The sequence below is a fragment of the Streptomyces sp. NPDC088725 genome, assembly GCF_044751305.1.
Classification (GTDB): domain Bacteria; phylum Actinomycetota; class Actinomycetes; order Streptomycetales; family Streptomycetaceae; genus Streptomyces.
Map to the genome: position 1 here is coordinate 325,233 of NZ_JBIVLO010000001.1, position 21,645 is coordinate 346,877.

At 67.3% G+C, this 21,645-nt stretch carries 14 protein-coding genes; 12 read left to right on the plus strand and 2 right to left on the minus strand.

The genetic code is table 11. The features are described from left to right. Positions 1 to 194: 194 nt before the first annotated feature. Positions 195 to 1,151: a GlxA family transcriptional regulator gene (locus tag ACIP6N_RS01440; protein ID WP_401811918.1), complete on the plus strand. Its 957-nt coding sequence runs from the start codon at positions 195 to 197 to the stop codon at positions 1,149 to 1,151. A gap of 133 nt (positions 1,152 to 1,284) precedes the next feature. Further along, positions 1,285 to 2,280 (plus strand): type I glyceraldehyde-3-phosphate dehydrogenase, encoded by a 996-nt coding sequence (gene gap, locus ACIP6N_RS01445; RefSeq protein WP_401811920.1) that lies wholly within the window; start codon positions 1,285 to 1,287, stop codon positions 2,278 to 2,280. Positions 2,281 to 2,432: 152 nt separating this feature from the next. On the opposite strand, the gene ACIP6N_RS01450 is transcribed toward gap, so the two are convergent. Continuing rightward, positions 2,433 to 2,780, minus strand: a complete 348-nt coding sequence (locus ACIP6N_RS01450; RefSeq protein ID WP_401811921.1) for a hypothetical protein — start codon at positions 2,778 to 2,780, stop codon at positions 2,433 to 2,435. A 412-nt stretch (positions 2,781 to 3,192) separates the two neighbouring features. Here ACIP6N_RS01450 and ACIP6N_RS01455 point away from each other — a divergent pair, with 412 nt between their 5' ends. The 3 genes from ACIP6N_RS01455 to ACIP6N_RS01465 all read left to right on the plus strand — a co-directional run bounded on the left by ACIP6N_RS01455 (position 3,193) and on the right by ACIP6N_RS01465 (position 8,612). Then, on the plus strand, positions 3,193 to 4,296 hold the full coding sequence (locus ACIP6N_RS01455) for a glycerophosphodiester phosphodiesterase family protein (RefSeq protein ID WP_401811923.1): 1,104 nt from the start codon (positions 3,193 to 3,195) through the stop codon (positions 4,294 to 4,296). Between the two features lie 696 nt (positions 4,297 to 4,992). Then, positions 4,993 to 7,707 (plus strand): aconitate hydratase AcnA, encoded by a 2,715-nt coding sequence (gene acnA, locus ACIP6N_RS01460; protein WP_401811925.1) that lies wholly within the window; start codon positions 4,993 to 4,995, stop codon positions 7,705 to 7,707. A gap of 176 nt (positions 7,708 to 7,883) precedes the next feature. Beyond that, the gene (locus ACIP6N_RS01465) at positions 7,884 to 8,612 is read left to right on the plus strand and encodes an alpha/beta fold hydrolase (RefSeq protein WP_401811926.1); all 729 of its coding nucleotides are present in this window, start codon (positions 7,884 to 7,886) and stop codon (positions 8,610 to 8,612) included. Positions 8,613 to 8,762: 150 nt separating this feature from the next. On the opposite strand, the gene ACIP6N_RS01470 is transcribed toward ACIP6N_RS01465, so the two are convergent. After that, complete coding sequence (locus ACIP6N_RS01470) at positions 8,763 to 12,608, minus strand: GH92 family glycosyl hydrolase (protein ID WP_401811928.1); 3,846 nt, start codon at positions 12,606 to 12,608, stop codon at positions 8,763 to 8,765. Between the two features lie 487 nt (positions 12,609 to 13,095). Here ACIP6N_RS01470 and ngcE point away from each other — a divergent pair, with 487 nt between their 5' ends. The 7 genes from ngcE to ACIP6N_RS01505 all read left to right on the plus strand — a co-directional run bounded on the left by ngcE (position 13,096) and on the right by ACIP6N_RS01505 (position 21,530). After that, entirely contained in the window at positions 13,096 to 14,544 is a 1,449-nt protein-coding gene (gene ngcE, locus ACIP6N_RS01475) for an N-acetylglucosamine/diacetylchitobiose ABC transporter substrate-binding protein (RefSeq protein WP_401811930.1), read from the plus strand. A 68-nt stretch (positions 14,545 to 14,612) separates the two neighbouring features. Next, positions 14,613 to 15,536 carry a carbohydrate ABC transporter permease gene (locus tag ACIP6N_RS01480; RefSeq protein ID WP_401811932.1) on the plus strand — a complete coding sequence of 308 codons (924 nt, stop codon included), beginning with the start codon at positions 14,613 to 14,615 and terminating at the stop codon, positions 15,534 to 15,536. A gap of 12 nt (positions 15,537 to 15,548) precedes the next feature. After that, on the plus strand, positions 15,549 to 16,472 hold the full coding sequence (locus ACIP6N_RS01485; protein WP_401811933.1) for a carbohydrate ABC transporter permease: 924 nt from the start codon (positions 15,549 to 15,551) through the stop codon (positions 16,470 to 16,472). Between the two features lie 324 nt (positions 16,473 to 16,796). Then, positions 16,797 to 17,996, plus strand: coding sequence for an ROK family transcriptional regulator (locus tag ACIP6N_RS01490; protein WP_401811935.1), 1,200 nt, complete (start codon positions 16,797 to 16,799; stop codon positions 17,994 to 17,996). Positions 17,997 to 18,129: 133 nt separating this feature from the next. Then, positions 18,130 to 19,233 carry a sugar ABC transporter substrate-binding protein gene (locus ACIP6N_RS01495; protein WP_401812605.1) on the plus strand — a complete coding sequence of 368 codons (1,104 nt, stop codon included), beginning with the start codon at positions 18,130 to 18,132 and terminating at the stop codon, positions 19,231 to 19,233. Positions 19,234 to 19,446: 213 nt separating this feature from the next. Then, on the plus strand, positions 19,447 to 20,235 hold the full coding sequence (locus ACIP6N_RS01500) for an ATP-binding cassette domain-containing protein (RefSeq protein ID WP_401812606.1): 789 nt from the start codon (positions 19,447 to 19,449) through the stop codon (positions 20,233 to 20,235). Further along, a complete protein-coding gene (locus tag ACIP6N_RS01505) occupies positions 20,232 to 21,530 on the plus strand; it encodes a sugar ABC transporter permease (protein WP_401811936.1) in 1,299 nt (432 codons plus the stop codon). The genes ACIP6N_RS01500 and ACIP6N_RS01505 overlap by 4 nt, the downstream gene beginning before the upstream one ends. Positions 21,531 to 21,645: the final 115 nt, after the last annotated feature.

Below are 21,645 nucleotides of genomic sequence, written 5' to 3' on the forward strand. Positions count from 1 at the left end.
TGCGTAAGAGGCGGGCTCGGCCTGGCGCGAGCCCGGAACCCATGTCCGAGGTGAGACTGACCCGGTGATCACCGCCGCCACCCGTGCCCCCGGCCGGGCGCGACGCTCCGCCTCCCATCGGTACCGTTCCCGCCGGACACGCGGCCTTCGGAACCGCGCTGACGCGTCCCGCACCTGCACGTACGCTCTTCCCCGTGCCAGCCTCACCCCCGCATCGCGTCGCCGTCCTCGTGCTCGAAGGCGCGAAGCCGCTCGATGTCGGCATTCCCGCGCAGGTGTTCACGACCCGCGCGAGCATGCCGTACGAGGTGCGGGTGTGCGGCGCGGCACCGGGGCTGGTGGCCGGGGGTGATGGTCTTTCGTACTACGTCGACCACGGCATCGACGCGCTCGCGTGGGCCGACATCGTCTTCGTTCCCGGCTACCGGCACCCGGACCGTGACGATCCGCCGCAGGCCGTCCTCGACGCGCTGATCGCCGCCCACCGTCGGGGCACGCGGCTCGCCGCCATCTCCACGGGCGCCTTCGCGCTCGCCGCCACGGGCCTGCTCGACGGCAAGCGCGCCACGACGCACTGGCACTACACGCGGGCACTCGCGGCGAAGCGTCCGCTCGTTCAGGTCGACGCGAACGTGCTGTTCGTGGACGAGGGCAGCGTGCTGACGTCGGCCGGCGCCGCCTCGGGCATCGACCTGTGCCTGCATATTCTCCGCGGCGACCTGGGGGTGTCCGCGTCGAACCACGCGGCGCGGCGCCTGGTGGCGGCCCCCTACCGCAGCGGCGGGCAGGCTCAGTACGTGCCGCGCAGTGTGCCCGAATCGCTCGGCGAGCGGTTCGCCGCCACCCGGGAGTGGGCGCTGCACCGGCTCGGCGAACCCCTCACGCTTGAGATGCTCGCCCGGCATGCGGCGGTGTCGCCGCGCACGTTCTCCCGGCGCTTCGTCGAGGACACGGGGTACACACCGATGCAGTGGGTCATGCGTGCCCGCATCGACGTGGCCCGTGAGCTGCTTGAACGTTCGGAGCGGGGCATCGAGCAGATCGCCGCCGACGTCGGTCTCGGCACCGGGGCGAATCTGCGGCTGCACTTCCAGCGCATCCTCGACACCACGCCGAGCGAGTACCGGCGCACCTTCGCCCAGGGCCGGTAACGCGCCGGCGGCCACCAGGGGCTGCCGCCCGTCAGCCCGTGGCGTGATCCTTGCGGACCCTGGCGATCACGCCGCTGTCACCGGCGGACGCCGCGCGAGAACCTGATGGCGAACCCGAAGGGAGACACCACTCATGACTCGCATCGCCATCAACGGATTCGGCCGCATCGGACGCAACGTGCTGCGTGCGCTGCTCGAACGCGACAGCGCCCTGGAGGTCGTCGCCGTCAACGACCTCACGGAGGCCGCCACCCTCGCGCGGCTGCTCGCGTACGACACGACGGCGGGGCGGCTCGGCCGCCCGGTGACCGTCGACGGGGACACCCTCGTCGTTGACGGCCGGCGCATCACCGTGCTCGCCGAACGTGAACCGGCGCAACTGCCGTGGGCCCGGCTCGGCGTCGACATCGTGCTTGAGGCGACCGGCCGCTTCACATCGGCCAGGGCCGCCCGCGCCCACATCGACGCGGGTGCGAAAAAGGTTCTGATCAGCGCGCCCGCGGACGGCGCCGATGTCACACTCGCGTTCGGGGTCAACACCGACGCGTACGACCCGGCCGCCCACACGGTCGTGTCGAATGCCTCGTGCACGACCAACGCGCTCGCGCCACTGGCCGCGGTGCTCGACAATCTCGCGGGCATCGAGCACGGCTTCATGACAACGGTGCACGCCTACACGCAGGAGCAGAACCTGCAGGACGGTCCGCACCGCGACGCCCGCCGTGCCCGCGCGGCCGCCGTCAACATCGTGCCGACCACGACGGGCGCCGCCAAGGCGATCGGCCTCGTGCTGCCGAATCTTGACGGCAAGCTGTCCGGCGACTCGATCCGCGTGCCGGTTCCGGTGGGATCGATCGTAGAGCTCAACACGACCGTCGCTCGTGACGTGACCCGCGAGGACGTGCTGGCTGCGTACCGCGACGCCGCGCAGGGATCTCTCGCGGGTGTGCTGGAGTACTCGGACGATCCGCTGGTGTCGTCGGACATCACGGGCAATCCGGCCTCGTCGATCTTCGACTCGGCTCTCACGCGCGTCGACGGCCGCCACGTCAAGGTGGTCGCCTGGTACGACAACGAGTGGGGCTTCTCGAACCGCGTGATCGACACGCTCGAACTCCTCGCGGGCTGACCGCGAACCGGGCGGCCCGGCCGTCGGGCCCGCACTGCCCGGCACCTTCTGTCGGCGCCGGGCAGACCAGGCCCGCGGCTCTTACCAACGGTCTCCGCTGCTGGGGTTCTCCAGCGGAGCTCCGATGTTCAGGTCTTCTCCGAGCTTGGCGATCAGAGCGGGAGCCGGCGCGGGTGCGTAACGGGAAGCCCACTGTTCGGCGAGGGCGGGGCGACCACGACGTCGGTCACGGTGTCCCGGAGCTGGATGCCGCCGGGCGCTATGGCGAGATCGACGCTCAGCAGGTTCTGGACGCGCCGGACGCCGGCCCGGCCGTCCGGAGCCGGCGCGTCGGATTCGTCCTGGCCGCAGTCGGTCAAGACCGCCATGTCCGTGCCGACTTCCAGCGGTGACATCCGTCCGGAGAGAACCAGACGGCGGTCCGCGCTCGGGGCGGCGGCGGGCCACAGCGCGAGGTCCACGGCGTCATAGGTCTCCACGACGGCTTCCATGATCAGCACGGCCCCATTGTCGATGCCCGCCGCCCCGGGCGTCGCTCCTCATCCGCAGCGCGCGGCCGTGCGGGAGTACGCGCCACTGCCGGTCCGCGCTGCCGCCGGACCGCGGGCAGCGGGGCAGCAGGGCGACGAAGTGGTGCGGCGGCCATGTCGGCCCCGGGCTCCCGCCGTTCCCGGAAGCACAACGCCGAATCCGCAGAAACTATCCGGCGCATCCGGCTGTCCGCCGCGAACACGCCTGTCCGGCAGCGGAGTTGCCTCCGACACCCCGGACCGGGACCTCGGTCCTCCCGGACCACAGGGGCAGCAACGTTTCCCAGGCGTTCACGGTCGACTCACGCGGGGGCTTCATACGGTCCCTACCTGCGGCTTAGCGTCAACAGGCCTAGTTCGTCCGATATACGCGAGGTTCCTCATGCTCCGCAGGCACGCAGTTGCCGCGCTGGTCGTCGTGCCCGCGCTCGCCTTCCCGGCCAGCGCCCAGGCCGTCACGGTCCACAAGAATCACCAGCAGCAGCCCCACGGACACCATGGTGTTCCGTCGCAGAAGGTCCCCTTCGACCTTCAGGCCCATCGTGGCGGCATCGGAATGACGACCGAGGAGTCCCTTCAGGGCTTCGCCAAGGCCATGCGCCTGGGCGTGACCACCCTGGAACTGGACACCCATGTCACCAAGGACCAGAAGGTCGTCGTCAACCACGACCGGCAGATCAGCGCGGAGAAGTGCAAGGACACCGCTCCGGTCAAGGCTGGTGACCCGATGTACCCGTACGTCGGCAAGTACATCAAGGACCTGACGCTGGCCCAGATCAAGACCATGGACTGCGGCTACCAGCAGCTGCCCGGCTTCCCGGAGCAGGAGCGGATCAAGGGCTTCCGCATGGTGGAGCTCAAGGACGTTCTCAACCTGGTCAAGAGCTACCACGCCGACAAGATCAAGCTGAACATCGAGACCAAGATCGAGGCCGGCGCCCCCGAACAGACCGCGCCGCGTGAGTTGTTCGTGCGCCGTGTCTACGAGGAGATCCACCGTTCGGGCATCGAGAAGCAGGTGACGATTCAGTCGTTCGACTGGGGCGCGCTCAAGGCGATGCACAAGCTCGCGCCGAAGTACCCGCTGGTGGCGCTGACCAACTACGACTTCCTGGAGGTCGGCAAGCCCGGTGCCTCTCCGTGGCTCGGTGGCATCGACGCGGACGACTACGACGGCGACCTCGTCAAGGCCGCCTCCGCCATCCCCGGCGTCAAGGCCGTCTCCCCCGTCTACGGCATGCCGCAGAACGGCACGGTCGCGGACCCGAACTTCACCTTCTACGTCACCAAGAAGATGGTCGCCGACGCCCACAAGCGCGGACTGGCCGTCATCCCGTGGACCTGTGACGACAACGACACGATCAAGGCCCTGATGGACATGGGCATCGACGGTCTCATCACCAACTACCCGAACCACGTCCGCGAGATCATGGCCAAGCGCGGTATGCAGCTGCCCAAGGCATACCCGGCACCTCACCACCACTGACGAGCAGGCGCGCGGGGCGCACGCCCGGCCCCGCGCCCGCCGGAACCACCGAACGTTCCCCGCCTCGCTCGCTCAGACACCGAACATTCCCCGCCTCCTCGGACGGGACCGACAGCTCTCCCCACCAGCGGCGCGCACGCGCGTCGACCGCCTCCGTGTGCCTCTGTGGAACTTCACCGCGCGTGATCAGTGACCTGCCACAGCGAAGGTTGAGCGATTCTCATCGAAGGTTGAGTGACTGCTCCTGGTGGGCCGAAGCACGATATCTGTCACCAAGACGGGCTGTCCGTCACCAGGCTTCCGGGCAGGGTGTGCGCGCGGGGCGGGCTGGAAGCCGTGCGAGAAATCGTGATCCGTGACGTTCTGCGACTGTGGACCGGGCCGGCAGAGCCAGCGTGGATCCCGGCAGTCACCTGAGACCTGAACGATCACTCAACCTTCGGTGAGGAGACTTGGCGGTCACCAGTCGTCGGTGACAAACGCTCAACCTTCACTGCGAGAGGTCATCGGCCGTGCCTGGGCATGACCCGGCAGCTGTCATGTACTAGAGTTATCTCGACATCGAGATATCTATAAAGGCGTACCGCAGCCGCCAATCGGTAAGGCATACCTAACTAAGTCTTACCTTAGCGGATGGCCCACGCATCGTGGCGGCAGGATTGCGGTCGTACGCGCACATTGATGAAGGAGACTGTCGTGTCGGCGAACAGCTTCGACGCCCGCGCCACGCTGCGCGTGGGCGACGAGTCGTACGAGATCTTCAAGCTGGACAAGGTCGAGGGCTCCGCGCGCCTCCCTTACAGCCTGAAGGTGCTGCTGGAGAACCTGCTCCGCACCGAGGACGGCGCGAATATCACCGCCGACCACATCCGCGCCGTCGGCGGCTGGGACTCCCAGGCGCAGCCGAGCCAGGAGATCCAGTTCACGCCGGCTCGCGTGATCATGCAGGACTTCACCGGTGTGCCCTGCGTCGTGGACCTCGCCACCATGCGCGAGGCCGTGAAGGAGCTGGGTGGTGACCCGGCGCAGATCAACCCGCTGGCGCCGGCCGAGCTGGTCATCGACCACTCCGTCATCGCCGACAAGTTCGGCACGCCGGACTCCTTCGCGCAGAACGTCGAGCTGGAGTACGGCCGCAACCAGGAGCGCTACCAGTTCCTGCGCTGGGGCCAGAGCGCGTTCGACGAGTTCAAGGTCGTCCCGCCGGGCACCGGCATCGTCCACCAGGTGAACATCGAGCACCTGGCCCGTACGGTCATGGTCCGCAACGGTCAGGCGTACCCCGACACCCTCGTCGGCACCGACTCGCACACCACCATGGTCAACGGCCTCGGCGTGCTCGGCTGGGGCGTCGGCGGCATCGAGGCCGAGGCCGCGATGCTCGGCCAGCCCGTCTCGATGCTCATCCCGCGCGTCGTCGGCTTCAAGCTGACCGGTGAGCTGCCCGCCGGCACCACCGCCACCGACCTGGTCCTCACGATCACCGAGATGCTGCGCAAGCACGGTGTCGTCGGCAAGTTCGTGGAGTTCTACGGTGAGGGCGTCGCCGCCACCTCGCTCGCCAACCGCGCCACCATCGGCAACATGTCGCCGGAGTTCGGCTCGACCGCCGCGATCTTCCCGATCGATGCCGAGACGATCAACTACCTCAGGCTCACCGGCCGCAGCGACCAGCAGCTCGCGCTGGTCGAGGCGTACGCCAAGGAGCAGGGCCTCTGGCTCGACCCGGCCGCCGAGCCCGACTTCTCCGAGAAGCTGGAGCTCGACCTCTCCACGGTCGTCCCGTCCATCGCGGGGCCGAAGCGCCCGCAGGACCGCATCATCCTGTCCGAGGCGAAGCAGCAGTTCGCCCAGGACGTGCGGAACTACGTGAGCGACGACGAGGAGGCGGGCAAGGAGTCCTTCCCGGCCTCCGACTCGCCGGCCACCCACAACGGTGTGCCGACACGCCCGACCCTCGTCACGACGCCGGAGGGTGCGACGTACGAGCTGGACCACGGCGCCGTCACGGTCGCCGCGATCACCTCCTGCACCAACACGTCGAACCCGTACGTCATGGTCGCCGCCGCACTGGTCGCCAAGAAGGCCGTCGAGAAGGGCCTGACCCGCAAGCCGTGGGTCAAGACCACCCTGGCCCCGGGCTCGAAGGTCGTCACCGACTACTTCGACAAGGCCGACCTCACGCCGTACCTCGACAAGCTCGGCTTCAACCTCGTCGGCTACGGCTGCACCACCTGCATCGGCAACTCGGGCCCGCTGGACGAAGAGGTCTCGAAGGCGATCAACGACGCGGACCTCGCCGTCGCCGCGGTGCTCTCCGGCAACCGCAACTTCGAGGGCCGGATCAACCCCGACGTCAAGATGAACTACCTGGCGTCGCCGCCGCTCGTCGTCGCGTACGCCATCGCGGGCTCCATGAAGGTGGACATCACCCGCGACGCCATCGGCGTCGACCAGGAGGGCAAGCCCGTCCACCTGGCCGACATCTGGCCGAGCGAGGCCGAGGTCAACGAGGTCGTGGCCTCCGCGATCGGCCAGGACATGTTCAACGACTCCTACAAGGACGTCTTCGCGGGCGACGCGCAGTGGCAGGCGCTGTCCATCCCCACCGGTAACACCTTCGAGTGGGACCCGCAGTCCACCTACGTGCGCAAGCCCCCTTACTTCGAGGGGATGCGGCACGAGCCGTCCCCGGTCGAGGACATCACGGGCGCGCGCGTGCTGGCCAAGCTGGGCGACTCGGTCACCACCGACCACATCTCCCCGGCCGGTGCGATCAAGGCCGACACCCCGGCCGGCAAGTACCTGAACGAGCACGGCGTCGAGCGCCGCGACTTCAACTCGTACGGCTCGCGCCGCGGTAACCACGAGGTCATGATCCGCGGTACGTTCGCCAACATCCGCCTGCGCAACCAGATCGCGCCGGGCACCGAGGGCGGCTACACCCGCGACTTCACCGCCGCGGACGCGCCGGTCTCGTTCATCTACGACGCCGCTCAGAACTACGCGGCCGCCGGCACGCCGCTCGTCGTCCTGGCGGGCAAGGAGTACGGCTCGGGCTCGTCCCGCGACTGGGCCGCGAAGGGCACCGCGCTGCTGGGCGTCAAGGCCGTCATCGCCGAGTCGTACGAGCGCATCCACCGCTCGAACCTGATCGGCATGGGCGTCCTCCCGCTCCAGTACCCGGAAGGCGCCTCGGCGGAGGGCCTCGGCCTGACCGGCGAGGAGACGTTCACCTTCACCGGCGTGACGGAGCTGAACAACGGCACCACGCCGCGCACGGTGAAGGTCACCACCGACACGGGCGTGGAGTTCGAAGCGGTCGTCCGCATCGACACCCCCGGTGAGGCCGACTACTACCGCAACGGCGGCATCATGCAGTACGTGCTGCGCAGCCTGCTCCGCAAGTAGTCCCGCCGATCGGCGAGTAGTCCTCCTGATCCGCGAACAGACTTCGCGGAACGGAGGGTTGAGGGCCGCGTCCCGGTATCCGGGGCGCGGCCCCCGCGCGTCCCGCCGCGCACTCGGCGGAGGCCGCGGCGTGGCGTACGGCCGTCCGGAGGGCGCGGGCCGGTAAGGATGGAGCCATGACCGGCGCCGAACCTGCTGGACGGAGTGAGAGCGCGATGGAGTTCGTTCTGGTGCACGGGGGCTGGCAGGGCGGCTGGGCCTGGGACGGCGTTCGGGCCGCGCTGGAGTCCGGCGGACATACGGTGTTCGCGCCGACCCTGCGCGGCCGGACGCTCGCCGAGATGGCCGGCGGGCTGATCCAGGAGGTCGAAGAACGCGACCTGCGTGAGGTGGTCGCCGTCGGACACAGCGGCGGCGGACCCGTGGTCCAGATCGTCGCGGACCGGCTCGGACGGCGTGTCCTGCGGACCGTCTTCCTGTCCGCCTGGATCCTGGGTGACGGACAGTCCATCAACGACACCCGGCCCACCGAGGCCGTGGCCGCGTCCCGGGCCGAGGCCGCGCGCCGGGCGGACAACTCAGTGCCGATGGACCCCGGACGATGGGCGTCGTCCTTCATGCAGGACGCGACGGCCGGGCAACTTGCGGCCGTCACACCCCGGCTCGTACCGGTTCCGTACGAGTGGTACGAACAGCCCGCCGACCTGCCCCGCTTCTTCGAGCTGTGCCTGCCCGCCAGTTATATCTTCCTCACGTCCGACAGGGCGGCGCCCAGAGAGCGTTACGCGAGCATGGCGGCGCGGCTGGAGCGACCGCTGCTGCTGGAGTGCGAGGGCAGCCACGAAGCCATGCTGACGCGGCCGGAAGCGGTCGCCGCCGCGCTGCTTGCCGCTACCGGTACGTGAGTTGGGGCGACGGCGCGACGGCCGGCCCCGTGTGAGGCCCTCCGTATGCGGTCGCGGCCCCGGGCCGCTCGCGGTTCCGCGAACAGCGGAGCGGGTCACCGGCACGCTCGCGCCGGTGACCCGCTCCTCCGTCGAGCCCCGCTCAGAGGGCTACTTCAGCAACTCGATCTCGGCCAGGGAGGACTGACCGGTCGTCACCAGCCGGTACTGCCGGTACGTCCCCGGGTGGTCCACCGTGAAGGCCCGGGTCTGCTTGTCCCAGGCGAAGGACTCGCCCGACCGGGTGTCCAGCGTCTTCCACTTCGTGCCGTCCGACGAGCCCTGAAGCGTCCAACCACTGGGCGCCTCACCGGCCTTGGCCGACGTCAGGGTGTACTGCACCGCCTGCGTCGCCGACGGCACCGGCAGGTCCACGGCGCCGGCGTCGAGCGTTGCCACCGTCTTCGACGTGTTGTCGAAGAGCGCGCCCGTCCCGGTCAGAGCGTCCTTGCGGGGCGTGGGCACCTGGTCGTCCTTCGTGATGGAGACCGGGGCCGCGTTCTTCCCCGTGCCCCACGCCGACGGCTTCGGCCCCATCGTGAAGTCCAACTGACCGCCCTTCGCCAGCAGATCGTGCGGCAGCGAAGTGGAGTTCCACGTCATGCCGTTGACCTTCAGACCCTGGACGTAGATGTTCTTCGCGCTGTTCTTCGGCGCCTTGATCACCAGATCGCGGCCGTTCTCCAGGTGGACGGTCGCCTTGGTGAACTGCGGGGAGCCGATCGCGTACTCCCCGCTGCCCATGACCAGCGGATAGAAGCCCAGCGAGGAGAAGAGGTACCACGCCGACTGCTCGCCGTTGTCCTCGTCGCCGTGGTAGCCCTGGCCTATCTCGCTGCCCGTGTAGAGCCGTGAGAGGACCTCACGCACCTTCTCCTGGGTCTTCCACGGCTGCGACGCCGCGTCGTACATGTACGTGATGTGGTGGCCGACCTGGTTGGAGTGGCCGTACATGCCCATCCGTACGTCCCGCGCCTCAGTCATCTCGTGGATGACACCGCCGTACGAGCCGGCGACCTCGGAAGAGGCCGTCTCCGGCGTCGAGAAGAACGTGTCGAGCTTCTTGCCCAGCGCGTCACGGCCGCCGTACAGGTTCGCCAGGCCGCGGGTGTCCTCCACGGCGCTGAACGCGTAGCCCCAGCCGTTCGTCTCCGTGTAGTCGTAGCCCCAGATCCGCGGGTCGAACTGCGCGGAAGGCACCCGCCAGTCGCCGTTCAGATCGCGGCCCTGGAAGAAGTCGGCCTGGGGGTCGAACAGTTCGACGTAGTCCTGGGCGCGGTTGAGGAAGTACTGCGACTCCTCCTTGTACCGCGGGTTCTTCGTCTTCTTGTAGAGCGCCTGGCCCATCTGGCCGATGCCGTAGTCGTTGAGGTAGCCCTCCATCGCCCACGACAGGCCCTCGCCGGTCGCGGTCGAGGTGTAGCCGAGGAACGGAGACGTGTCCATGCCCTTGCGGCCCACACCCGAACTCGGGGGCGCCACCGTCGCGTTCTTCAGCGCGGCCTCGTACGCCGCCTCCGCGTCGAAGTCGACACCCTTCACGAACGCGTCGGCGAAGGCCACGTCCGAGCTGGTTCCGGTCATCAGGTCGGCGTAACCGGGGGAGGACCAGCGGGAGATCCAGCCGCCGTCCTTGTACTGCTGGACGAAGCCGTCCACCATCTCGCCGGCCTTCTTGGGCGTCAGCAGCGAGTAGGCGGGCCAGGTGGTCCGATACGTGTCCCAGAAGCCGTTGTTGACGTACACCTCACCGTCGACGATCTTCGCGCCGGTGTGCGTCGGGGTGTCCTCGCCGGTCATCGCCGAGAACGGGCTGGCGTACTGCTGCTTCGGGTGGGACTTCGAACCGGTGTTCTCGAAACCGGAGTTGGGATACAGGTACAGCCGGTACATGCTGGAGTAGAGCGAGGTCAGCTGGTCCTTGTCGGCGCCCTCCACCTCGATCCGCCCCAGAATCTGGTCCCAGGCCTGCTGCGCGCGCTTCTCGACCTGCTCGAAGCGGGTCCCGGCGGGGATCTCGTCGGCGAGGTTCTTCTTCGCCTGGTCGAGGCTGATCAGCGAGGTGGCGAGACGCAGCCCCACCGTGTGGTCGGCGCCCGCGTCGAACCGCAGGTACCCCGTGACGTCGTCGCCACCGCCGCCGGACAGCTTGCCGCTCGCCATGACGGGCGCGTCGAAGACGCCGTAGACGAAGAGCCGCGTCGCGCCGGTCGACAGACCGCTCTTGACGTCGGAGAAACCGGTGAAGGACCGGGTGGCCGGGTCGAGGGTCAGTCCGCCGTCGTTGGAGATGTTGTCGAAGATCATGCTCGCGTCGTCGCCCGGATAGGTGACGCGCATCATCGCCGCGTGGTCGGTCGGCGTCAGCTCGGTCTTGAGGCCGTTCTCGAAGGTCACACCGTAGTAGTGCGGCTTCGCGGTCTCGTTCTCGTGCCGGAAGGGCAGCGCGCGCTTCGAGCGGTCCGCGTCGGGCGCGCCCGAGGCCACCGACGGCATCAGCTGGAAGGTCTGCCGGTCGCCCATCCAGGGACTCGGCTCATGGCTGGCGCTGAACGCCTGCATGGCCGGCAGGTTGTCCGCGTTGTTGCCGTGCGCGTACTCGTACAGCCAGCTGTCCGAACCCGCGTTGGTGACCGGCGTCCAGAAGTTGAAGCCGTTCGGCACGGCGGTGGCCGGGAAGGTGTTGCCGCGAGAGAAGGACCCGCTGGAGTTGGTGCCGCGCGTGGTGGACGCGTAGTCCGACAGATGCGCGAGGCGCTTCTCCGGTGCCTTCGGCCTCAGCGAGATGTCATCGATCCAGCCCTGGAACTGAGCGGGGCCCTTGGGGGAGTCGTACGCCACCAGGATCCGGTCGACGGTCTTGCCCGCGGCGACGGAGCCGATCCGTGAGTCGACCTGATTCCACTGGTTGACGTAGAGGCGCTTGGCTGCTCCCTGGCCCTGCGGGGTAAGCAGCCCGCCGTGCGCGTCGACGGCCTTGAGGTCACTCAGATAGGTGCCGTCGGTGAAGGCGAGATCGACCGACACGTTCGTGGCGGGGTAGTTGAGGTCCGTCTCCGGCATGGCGGGATAGATCCGGTACGAGAGCGCGGTGTCACGCCCGACCGCCGTGTTGACATCGAAGATCTTGTTGTACGAGTAGGCCCGTCCGTCCGGCTTGTGCGTACCGGCGTACTTGAGTGCCTTCGTACCGGTGAATCCGGCGCCGGACTTCGCCGTCGGCGATCCCGAAGGACCACGGTCGACCTGGGTCCGCATGTCCTCGGGGGCGGGCGCGCTCGTATCGCCGTCGGAGAACTGCACATCGGCGAGCTGGACGGAGTCACTGGCGCCGTTGTTCGCCGTGATGTCCAGCCGGTAGTGCTGGTACGCCGTGGTGTTGCCGGTGTCGTACGACGTGGTCTGGAAGCGGTTCTTGAAGGTCTCGCCGGTGCGGGAGTCGAGTTCCTTCCACTCCTTGCCGTCGGTCGAGCCGGAGAGCTTGAAGTCCTTGGGGTCGCGCTCGGCGTGGTCGTTCGCCGAGGTCAGCGCGTAGGTGACGACCTTGACCGGCGCGTCGAGGTCGAACTCGATCCAGCCCGTCGTCTCGAAGCTCAGCCATTTGGTGCTCGACTGGACATCGATCAGGTTTTCCTTTGTCTCACCGCCGTCGGTGTTCTCGTCGCTGGCACGCAGGTCGACGACGTGGTCGGTGACGTTGCCCGGAATGCCGGCGGTGAGGCCGCCGTCGACACCTGAAGCCCTCTTCTCCCCGTCAGGGCCAGTTTCGACGGTGTTGCGCCAGTCCGGCGCCGGCTCGTCCGCCTCGAAAGAGGACGCGAATTCCTTTTGTGCGGGGTCAGTTGGGTGCGGCTGTGCTATGGCGGCAGACTGAGCTGTCACCACGAGGAGTGAAGCGGCCCCCACCAGGGCCGCCGTATGCCATTGTCTGAGCCGACGTCCGGTCCTGTGCTGCATAGCGAGCCTTTCCTCCGGGCGGAACCCACGTGGACAACGTTGTCACACGTGACGCGTGCGTCCAGTAGGGGCCAAGTGCACGGTGGTGTCAAGGAGGTTGCCGGGAATCAATGCCTGGATTCGGTCATTCCCCCGAGAACGATGTGGTCGAATGGCCGACCAATCGCCGCAGATATCCACGAGGTCTCAACTAGGGAAAGACTGACGGCCAACTCTGCTTACGATCTTGCTGAGTTGACGGGCAGTGGACTATACCTGTCGGCGTCCGCAACCGCCGTTTTTCCGGCGGATCGGGGGACGGGGAGAACGGGGAGGGCTTCCGGCTGCACCTGTCCGGCCATTCCGGCCCGTTCCGCCCGTAATCCTGCTACGACATTCCTGCACGCTCAGCTTCATTTGACCGCGGTGGCGGGGCCCTTCGCCTCAGGCGAGCAGTACGGGCGTACCGGTACACCGCCTGAGTCCTGAAGAAAGCGAGGACTTGAGCATGGGATCCACCTCCGCTCACCACAGCGAGGGCCTTGGCCGTCGTGATCTGATCAAGCGTTCCGCCGCGCTCGGCCTGATCGCCGTTCCGACGATGAGCTTCCTGTCCGCCTGCGCCACCGGTGGCGGCGGCGGTGACACGAAGGCGACCAAGGCGCCCGGCGGCAAGACGTCGGCCACCAACCCGCTGGGGGTGAAGAAGGGCGCTCCGATGGAGGCGTTCATCTTCAAGGGAGGGCTCGGCGACCAGTACGCGAAGGACGCGGAGGCCGACTACAACAAGGCGTACGGCACGACGGTCCAGCACACGGGTACCCAGGCAGTGGGCCCCAAGCTGACCCCGCGCTTCGCGGGCGGCAACCCTCCGGACATCGTCGACAACTCCGGTGCCGACCACCTGGACATGAACAAGCTGTCCACGCAGGGCCAGTTGCAGGATCTGAAGACCCTCCTGGATGCCGCATCCATCGACGACGCGGCCAAGAAGGTCCGGGACACGATCCACCCCAGCACCCTCGACAAGGGGCTGCACGGCGACACGTTCGACGTCCTCTACTACGCCTTCACCGTCTACGGCACCTGGTACTCGCAGAAGCTGTTGGAAGACAAGGGCTGGGCGTACCCCAAGACCCTCGACGAGATGGTCAGGACCTGCGCCGAGATCAAGAAGTCGGGCATCGCGCCCTGGACGTACGCCGGCAAGTATCCGTACTACGTCCACTTCAACCTCTTCGGCCAGATCGCCAAGATCGGCGGCATGGAGAAGTGGATCGCCATCGACAACCTTGAGCCGAACGCGTGGACGAGCAACGACGCGGTCAGGGAGGTCGCCGAGCACTACGAGGAACTGGCGGCCAAGAAGTACTTCCTCGAAGGCAGCGAGGGCCTCACCCACATCCAGTCGCAGACCGCCTGGACCAAGGGCAAGGCCGTCTTCATCCCCAACGGTTCCTGGCTCGAGAACGAGGCCGCCCCGACCACGCCCGAGGACTTCTCCATGGCGGTCGGCGCGCTCTTCGACGGCGCAGCCGACAAGCTGCCGCACGGCACTCTGCGCGGTGAGCCGAGCGAGCCGTTCATCGTGCCGAGCAAGGGCAAGAACCCCGCGGGCGGCATGGAGTTGCTGCGCATCCTGCTCTCCAAGAAGCACGCACAGAACTTCGCCACCAAGGTCAAATCCCTGACCTGCGTACTGAATGCCACCGACGGCATGACGCTCTCACCCGGACTGGCCTCCGCCAGCAGCGTGTTCAAGGCGGCGGGCAGCAACCTGATCAGCCTCCAGCTCCAGGAGTGGTACCCGGCGCTGACCGACGAGAAGATCGGCGGCCTCACCGGCCAGCTCCTCACGGGCGACATGAAGGCCGCCGAGTGGATCAAGAAGACCCAGACGGAGGCCGACAAGGTCGCCAAGGACGACTCGGTCACGAAGTTCAAGCGCACGGTCTGACCGGCGGGTCGGTCCGGAAAGCCTGATCAGACGTCACACGGAATCCGAGGGGAAGGGCCGGGACGCACATGCAGCACGGCAAATACCGATTCATCGTGGGCTTCCTGGCCCTGCCTCTGATCGTCTACGCGGTCTTCGTGATCTCGCCGTTCGTCCAGGCGTTCCAGATCTCGATGACCGACTGGTCCGGTCTCGTGGGGACGTCCGAATTCGTCGGCCTGGACAACTTCCAGCGCCTCTGGCACAGCGAGGAGTTCTGGAACGCGCTGCGCCACAACATCTATCTTCTGGCGCTGCTTCCGATCGTCACACTGGCGCTCGGACTGTTCTTCGCCTTCATGCTCAACGTCGGTGGCAAACGAAGGAAGAATGAAGTCGTCACCGGCGTGAGCGGGTCGAAGTTCTACAAGTTCGTCTTCTTCTTCCCGCAGGTCATCTCGGTCACGATCGTCGCGGTGATCTGGTTCAACATCTACAACCCGGATCCGGATGACGGGATGCTCAACTCCCTTCTCGGCGGCTTCGGTCTGGACGGTCTGCAGAATTCCTGGCTGGGCGAGAAGAGCCTCGCGCTCTGGTGTATCAGCGCCGTCATGGTGTGGAGCAATGTCGGATTCTTCGTGGTGCTCTTCTCGGCGGCAATGGCTTCCATTCCGACGGACATCTACGAAGCCGCTCTGCTGGACGGAGCCAACCGCTTCGACACGTTCTTCAAGATCACCCTCCCGCTCCTGTGGGACACCGTGCAGACCGGCTGGGTGTACATGGGCATCATCGCGCTGGACGGGTTCGCGCTGGTCCAGATCATGTCGGTGAACAACGGCGGTCCCGACGGCGCCACGGACGTACTGCCGCTGCGGCTCTACCAAACGGCCTTCAGGGACAGCCAGTTCGGCTACGCGGCTGCCATGGGGGTCGCGATGCTGATTGTCACGATGGCCTTCGCCGTGCTCACGATGCGCTTCGCGCGGCGTGAGCGAATCGAGTTCTAGGGGTACGGGCGGATGACGACCGAAGAAATTGACGCGGCGGCGGAACACGGCACTCCCGCGCCGGTGACCGGAAAACCCGCTCCCGCGAAGGCCGTTCGGAGCGAGGGCGGCGCACTCAACGTCTTCTCGCACGGCATTCTCATCGTGTGGACGCTCATGGTGGGTGTGCCCTTGCTGTGGGTGCTGTGGAGCGCCTTCAAGGACAGCAACGGCATCCTCTCCGACCCCTGGGCTCTGCCGACCGTCCTGCACTGGGAGAACTGGTCCCGCGCGTGGAACGAAGCGAACATGGGCCAGTACTTCATCAACACCCTGATCGTGGTGGGCGGTTCACTGATCGGCACGATGGTGCTCGGCTCAATGGCCGCGTACGTACTCGCCAGGTTCACCTTTCCGGGAAACCGGTTCATCTACTACCTGTTCGTCGCGGGTATGTCCTTCCCCGTCTTCATGCTGGTGATCCCGCTCTTCTTCGTCCTGCGGGACTTCCCCGGCACCTCGCTGCTGGCGACGTATCAGGGTCTGATCCTGGTCTACATCGCCTATTCGCTGCCGTTCACGGTGTTCTTCATGACCGCGTTCTTCCGGACGCTGCCCGCGTCGGTGGCGGAGGCGGCCCTGATCGACGGCGCGTCGCACACCCGGACGTTCTTCCAGGTGATGCTGCCGATGGCCAAGCCCGGCCTGATCAGCATCGGCATCTTCAACTTCCTCGGCCAGTGGAACCAGTACCTGCTGCCGATGGTGCTGAATCAGGACGAGAAGCGGTACGTCCTCACCCAGGGGCTCGCGATGATCGCACTCCAGCAGGGGTACGAGAACGACTGGGGCGCGCTGATGGCCGGGATGATGATCGCGATCCTGCCCGTGCTGATCGTGTACGCGATCTTCCAGCGCCAGGTCCAGTCCGGACTCACCGCCGGCGCGCTCAAGTAGCGCCTCGCGCGCACCCGCGGTGCCTGTCGCGCACCCGGAGGAGCACGCACACCTGGACCCGCCGGCGCACCTCAACCGGGCGGCCCCGCAAGGACGTCCGTCACCTGCCCCGGCGGCTTCCCGGATGTGACGAGGGCTCCGTTCCCGGCGGGGTCCCCGTCAGTGCGCGGCCGTGGGCCCCACTCGTTCAAGGTCTTGACGGGACGCTGCCCGAAAGGCTGAGCTTAGGGTTCACAAGTTGGAGAGACGTCGGGGTCTCATCGTGGCGGCCCCGGCCGGCAGGCGGTGGTCGTGCCGCCCGCCAAGGGCAGGAGTGGATGAGTCGTGGAGACTCCAGGGTCGCAGTCTTCTCTGCACCGGGCCAACCTCGAAAGAGTCGTACGTGCGGTGCGCATGGCCGGTTCACTCACCCAGGCGGAGATCGCCCGCAGAACGGGACTGTCGGCGGCCACGGTCTCCAATATCGTCCGTGAGCTGAAGAACGGCGGGACCGTGCAGGTCACGCCTACGTCCGCGGGCGGCAGGCGCGCCCGCAGCGTCGCGCTGAGCGCCGACGCGGGCATCGTGGTGGGTGTGGATTTCGGCCACACTCATCTGCGCGTCGCCGTAGGCAACCTCGCCCATCAGGTGCTCGCGGAGGAGGCGGAACCTCTCGACGTGGACGCCTCGGCCGCCGAAGGATTCGACAGGGCCGAGGAGTTGGTGGAGCGGCTGATCGTGACAACGGGCGTCAGCCGTCAGAAAGTGATCGGAGTCGGTCTCGGCGTCCCCGGTCCGATCGACATGGAATCCGGCACGCTCGGCTCCACGTCGATACTGCCGGGCTGGACGGGCATCAACCCCAGAAACGAACTCGCCGGGCGCCTCGGCGTACCTGTCCACGTCGACAACGACGCCAACCTCGGCGCCCTCGGTGAGCTGGTGTGGGGAAGTGGGCGCGGAGTCAAGGATCTTGCCTACATCAAGGTCGCGGGAGGCGTCGGCGCCGGGCTGGTGATAGACAGCCAGATCTACCGCGGCCCCGGCGGCACGGCCGGCGAGATCGGGCACATCACGCTGGACGAGTCGGGACCGGTCTGCCGCTGCGGAAACCGCGGATGCCTGGAGACGTTCACCGCGGCCCGCTACGTCCTTCCGCTCCTGCGGCCCAGCCACGGCGGTGACCTGACGTTGGAACGGGTCGTGCAGCTCGCCAGGGACGGCGACCCGGGATGCCGCAGGGTGGTGGCGGACGTGGGCCGTCACATCGGCAGCGGTGTGGCCAACCTGTGCAACCTGCTGAACCCCAGCAGGGTGGTGCTCGGCGGTGATCTGGCGGAGGCCGGGGAGCTGATTCTCGCGCCGATAAGGGAGTCGGTATCCCGCTACGCGATCCCGAGCGCCGCACGCCAACTCTCTGTCCTGCCAGGGGCGTTGGGTGGTCGAGCCGAGGTTCTGGGCGCGCTGGCCCTCGTGTTGAGCGAGATGGGTGATTCGACCCTGTTGGAGAGCGCCCTCCCTTCGTCCGCGCCTGCCTTCACTTAGATAACGAATGGCACCGTTGTCATCTCGTTAAGGATTTACTCCTTGACGCCGCCCTCGCAGGCGAGTTGACTTCCAGCCACCTCGGCCGCAACGACGCGGCCTCGTCAGGGAGGTTCTTGAAGTGAATGCGAAGATGCGTCGTGCCGCCGTGGCTGCCGCGGCCACCGCAATGGCTGTTTCCCTCGCCGCCTGCGGCAGCGCCAAGGAGTCCGGCGACAAGGCCGACGATGCGCCCAAGAAGAACGCCGGCGACGCGATAACGGTCGGCCTGCTGCTGCCCGAGAACCAGACCGCGCGCTACGAGAAGCTCGACCGCCCGCTCATCGAGCAGAAGGTCAAGGAACTCACCAACGGCAAGGGCAAGATCGCCTACGCCAACGCGCAGCAGGACGCGCCGACCCAGAAGCAGCAGGTCGACACGATGATCACCAAGAAGGTCGATGTGCTCATCATCGACTCGGTGGACTCGAAGGCCATCGCTAACTCGGTGCAGAAGGCCAAGGACGCCGGCATCCCCGTCGTGGCCTACGACCGGCTCGCCGAAGGCCCGATCAGCGCTTACACCTCCTTCGACAACGAGGCCGTCGGCAAGGCGCAGGGCACGGCCCTTCTGGAAGCCCTCGGCTCGAAGGCCAAGTCCGGCGACATCGTCATGATGAACGGTTCGAGCACCGACCCGAACGCCGCCCTGTTCAAGAAGGGCGCCCACTCGGTGCTCGACGGCAAGGTGAAGATCGGCAAGGAGTACGACACCGCCGACTGGCTGGCGGCGAACGCCAACTCCAACATGCAGGGTGCCATCTCGGCCCTCGGCAAGGACAAGATCATTGGCGTCTACTCCGCCAACGACGGCCTCGCCGGCGGCATCATCACCGCCCTCAAGGCGGCCAACTTCGCCAAGCTCCCGCCGGTCACCGGCCAGGACGCCGAGCTGGCCGGTGTGCAGCGCATCGTCTCGGGCGAGCAGTTCATGAGCGTCTACAAGTCCTACCCGCAGGAAGCCGCGGTCGCCGGTGAGATGGCCGTCGCGCTCGCGCAGGGCAAGTCGCTCGACTCCATCGCCACCTCGAAGGCCGACAGCGCGACGACCAAGCAGATCCCGTCGGTGATCGTGCCCGTCGTCTCGCTGACGAAGGCCAACATCAACGACACGGTGATCAAGGACAAGATCTACACCGTCGGTGAGATCTGCACCGCGCGGTACAAGGCGGCCTGTGACGCCGCAGGCGTGAAGTAGGTCCGTGCCGGGCTCCGGCCCGGCGACCCGCTTCCGGTGAAGCCCGTCCGGTGCCCCGCCCGTCCCGCCCCCGCAAGCCGGGGGCGGGACGCCGGACGGGAACTCCCCGCCTCCACCGCCGCGCACCCCGCGGCCGGGCTCTTCCGCTTGTTTCTGCTCGACCTCCGCGCCTCACCCCGGCGCGGCATCCCCGCCGGTCAGGCGGCGAAGGAGATGGTTCATGTGACCGCTACGCCCGTGTTGGCGTTGCGAGGGGTCTCCAAGCGATTCGGTGCCGTCCAGGCGCTCACCGACGTAGAGCTTGAGATCCACTCCGGTGAGGTGCTCGCCCTGGTGGGCGACAACGGCGCCGGTAAATCAACCCTGGTGAAGACCATCGCCGGTGTTCACCCCGTCGATGACGGCGTCATCGAATGGGAAGGTAAGCCGGTCTCGATCAGCCGGCCGCACGATGCCCAGAACCTGGGCATCGCGACCGTCTACCAGGACCTCTCCCTCTGCGACAACATCGATGTCGTCGGCAACCTCTACCTCGGCCGCGAGCTGCGCCGCTACGGCGTGCTCGACGAGGTCGAGATGGAGCGCCGCTCGCGCGAGCTGCTGACGACGCTGTCGATCCGCATCCCCAGCGTCCGCATCCCGATCGCGTCGCTCTCCGGCGGTCAGCGCCAGACCGTGGCGATCGCCCGCTCCATGCTGGGCGAGCCCAAGTTGGTCATCCTCGACGAGCCGACCGCGGCCCTCGGTGTCGAGCAGACGGCGCAGGTGCTCGACCTGGTCGAGCGGCTGCGTGAGCGTGGCCTCGCGGTGCTCCTCATCAGCCACAACATGGCGGACGTCAAGGCTGTCGCGGACAAGGTCGCCGTACTCAGGCTGGGCGGGAACAACGGCGTCTTCGACGTCAAGACCACCTCGCAGGAAGACATCATCGCCGCTATCACCGGTGCCACGGACAACGCCGTGACCCGTCGCGCGACGCGCAATGTGGAGGTTCAGAAGTGAGCACCGACAAGACCTCCGGGCCCGGCCTCCAGGCCCCCGCCGCGGTCGACGCGCCGCCCGTGGCGGACGGGGCGGTCACTGTCGTGGACCCCCGCCTGCTGGTCCGCGAGCAGGGATTCGGCGGCTACCTGTCCGAGTTCAAGCGCAAGATCCGCGCCGGTGACCTCGGTGCCATCCCGGTCGTCCTCGGCCTGATCGTCATCTGGGCGATCTTCACCGTGCTGAACTCCAGCTTCATCGGCCCGGAGAACCTCAGTAACATCTCCATCACGATGGTCGGCACCGGCATGATCGCCGTCGGTATCGTCTTCGTCCTGCTGCTCGGCGAGATCGACCTGTCGGTCGGTTCCGTCAGCGGTGTCGCCGGCGCCCTCTTCGCGGTGCTCAGCATCACCCACGGCATGGCCGAGTGGCTGGCCTTCATCCTCGCCATCCTCTCCGGGACGGTCATCGGCGCGATCCACGGGTTCTTCTTCGCCCGGATCGGTGTGCCCGCCTTCGCCGTCACCCTGGCCGGTCTGCTGTTCTGGAACGGCTTCATGCTCCAGATCCTCGGCTCCAGCGGCACGATCAACCTTGACTCCGACGGTATCGTCGGCAAGCTGACCACGTACTACTTCACCGATGTGTCGGCCGCCTACATCCTGGCCGTCGTCGTGGTGGCCGCGTACTTCTTCGTCTCGTACACGGAGAACCGCCGCCGGGAGACCGTCGGCGTTCCCTCGCGGCCGGTCAGCGAGGTCGTGCTGCGTACGGTGCTGCTCGCGGTGGTCGCCTTCGTCGTCGCGATCATCTTCAACCAGTACAAGGGTCTCCCGCTGGCCGTCGTGATCTTCCTCGCGGTGCTGGTGCTGACCGACTTCGTGCTGCGCCGTACCTCCTACGGACGCAAGGTCTTCGCACTCGGCGGCAGCGTCGAAGCGTCCCGCAGGGCCGGCATCAATGTCACGCTGATCCGTACCTCGGTCTTCTCGATCGCCGGTACGTTCGCCGCCATCGGCGGTCTGTTCCTCGCCTCGCAGATCAACGCGGCCAACCAGGGCGCGGGCAGCGGCACGCTCCTGATGAACTCCATCGCGGCGGCCGTCATCGGCGGCACCAGCCTCTTCGGTGGCCGGGGCCGCAGCTGGAACGCGCTGCTCGGTGTGCTCGTGATTGTCTCGATCCAGTCAGGTCTGGCCATCCAGGGCGTCGCCTCGCCGATCGTGTACATGATCACCGGTGCCGTGCTGCTCGCCACCGTCGTGATCGACGCGATCACCCGGAAGACCCAGAAGACCGCAGGTCGCGCCTGACCGCGGTTCCCGCGGGCTCGTGCCCGGCGCCCGTACGCGGGGTGCCGGGCACAGCCGTGTGTCGGGGACACTGTCATACGACGTATTTACAGCCAATCGGGTGACGTAGAACGCA

What these genes read in the sequence shown, in the direction of transcription:
- ACIP6N_RS01470 (WP_401811928.1), bottom strand. Translation starts at nt 12,608, where the DNA reads ATGCAGCACAGGACCGGACGTCGGCTCAGACAATGGCATACGGCGGCC.
- gap (WP_401811920.1), top strand. Translation starts at nt 1,285, where the DNA reads ATGACTCGCATCGCCATCAACGGATTCGGCCGCATCGGACGCAACGTG.
- ACIP6N_RS01485 (WP_401811933.1), top strand. Translation starts at nt 15,549, where the DNA reads ATGACGACCGAAGAAATTGACGCGGCGGCGGAACACGGCACTCCCGCG.
- ACIP6N_RS01455 (WP_401811923.1), top strand. Translation starts at nt 3,193, where the DNA reads ATGCTCCGCAGGCACGCAGTTGCCGCGCTGGTCGTCGTGCCCGCGCTC.
- ACIP6N_RS01465 (WP_401811926.1), top strand. Translation starts at nt 7,884, where the DNA reads ATGACCGGCGCCGAACCTGCTGGACGGAGTGAGAGCGCGATGGAGTTC.
- ACIP6N_RS01495 (WP_401812605.1), top strand. Translation starts at nt 18,130, where the DNA reads ATGCGTCGTGCCGCCGTGGCTGCCGCGGCCACCGCAATGGCTGTTTCC.
- ngcE (WP_401811930.1), top strand. Translation starts at nt 13,096, where the DNA reads ATGGGATCCACCTCCGCTCACCACAGCGAGGGCCTTGGCCGTCGTGAT.
- ACIP6N_RS01500 (WP_401812606.1), top strand. Translation starts at nt 19,447, where the DNA reads ATGGTTCATGTGACCGCTACGCCCGTGTTGGCGTTGCGAGGGGTCTCC.
- ACIP6N_RS01480 (WP_401811932.1), top strand. Translation starts at nt 14,613, where the DNA reads ATGCAGCACGGCAAATACCGATTCATCGTGGGCTTCCTGGCCCTGCCT.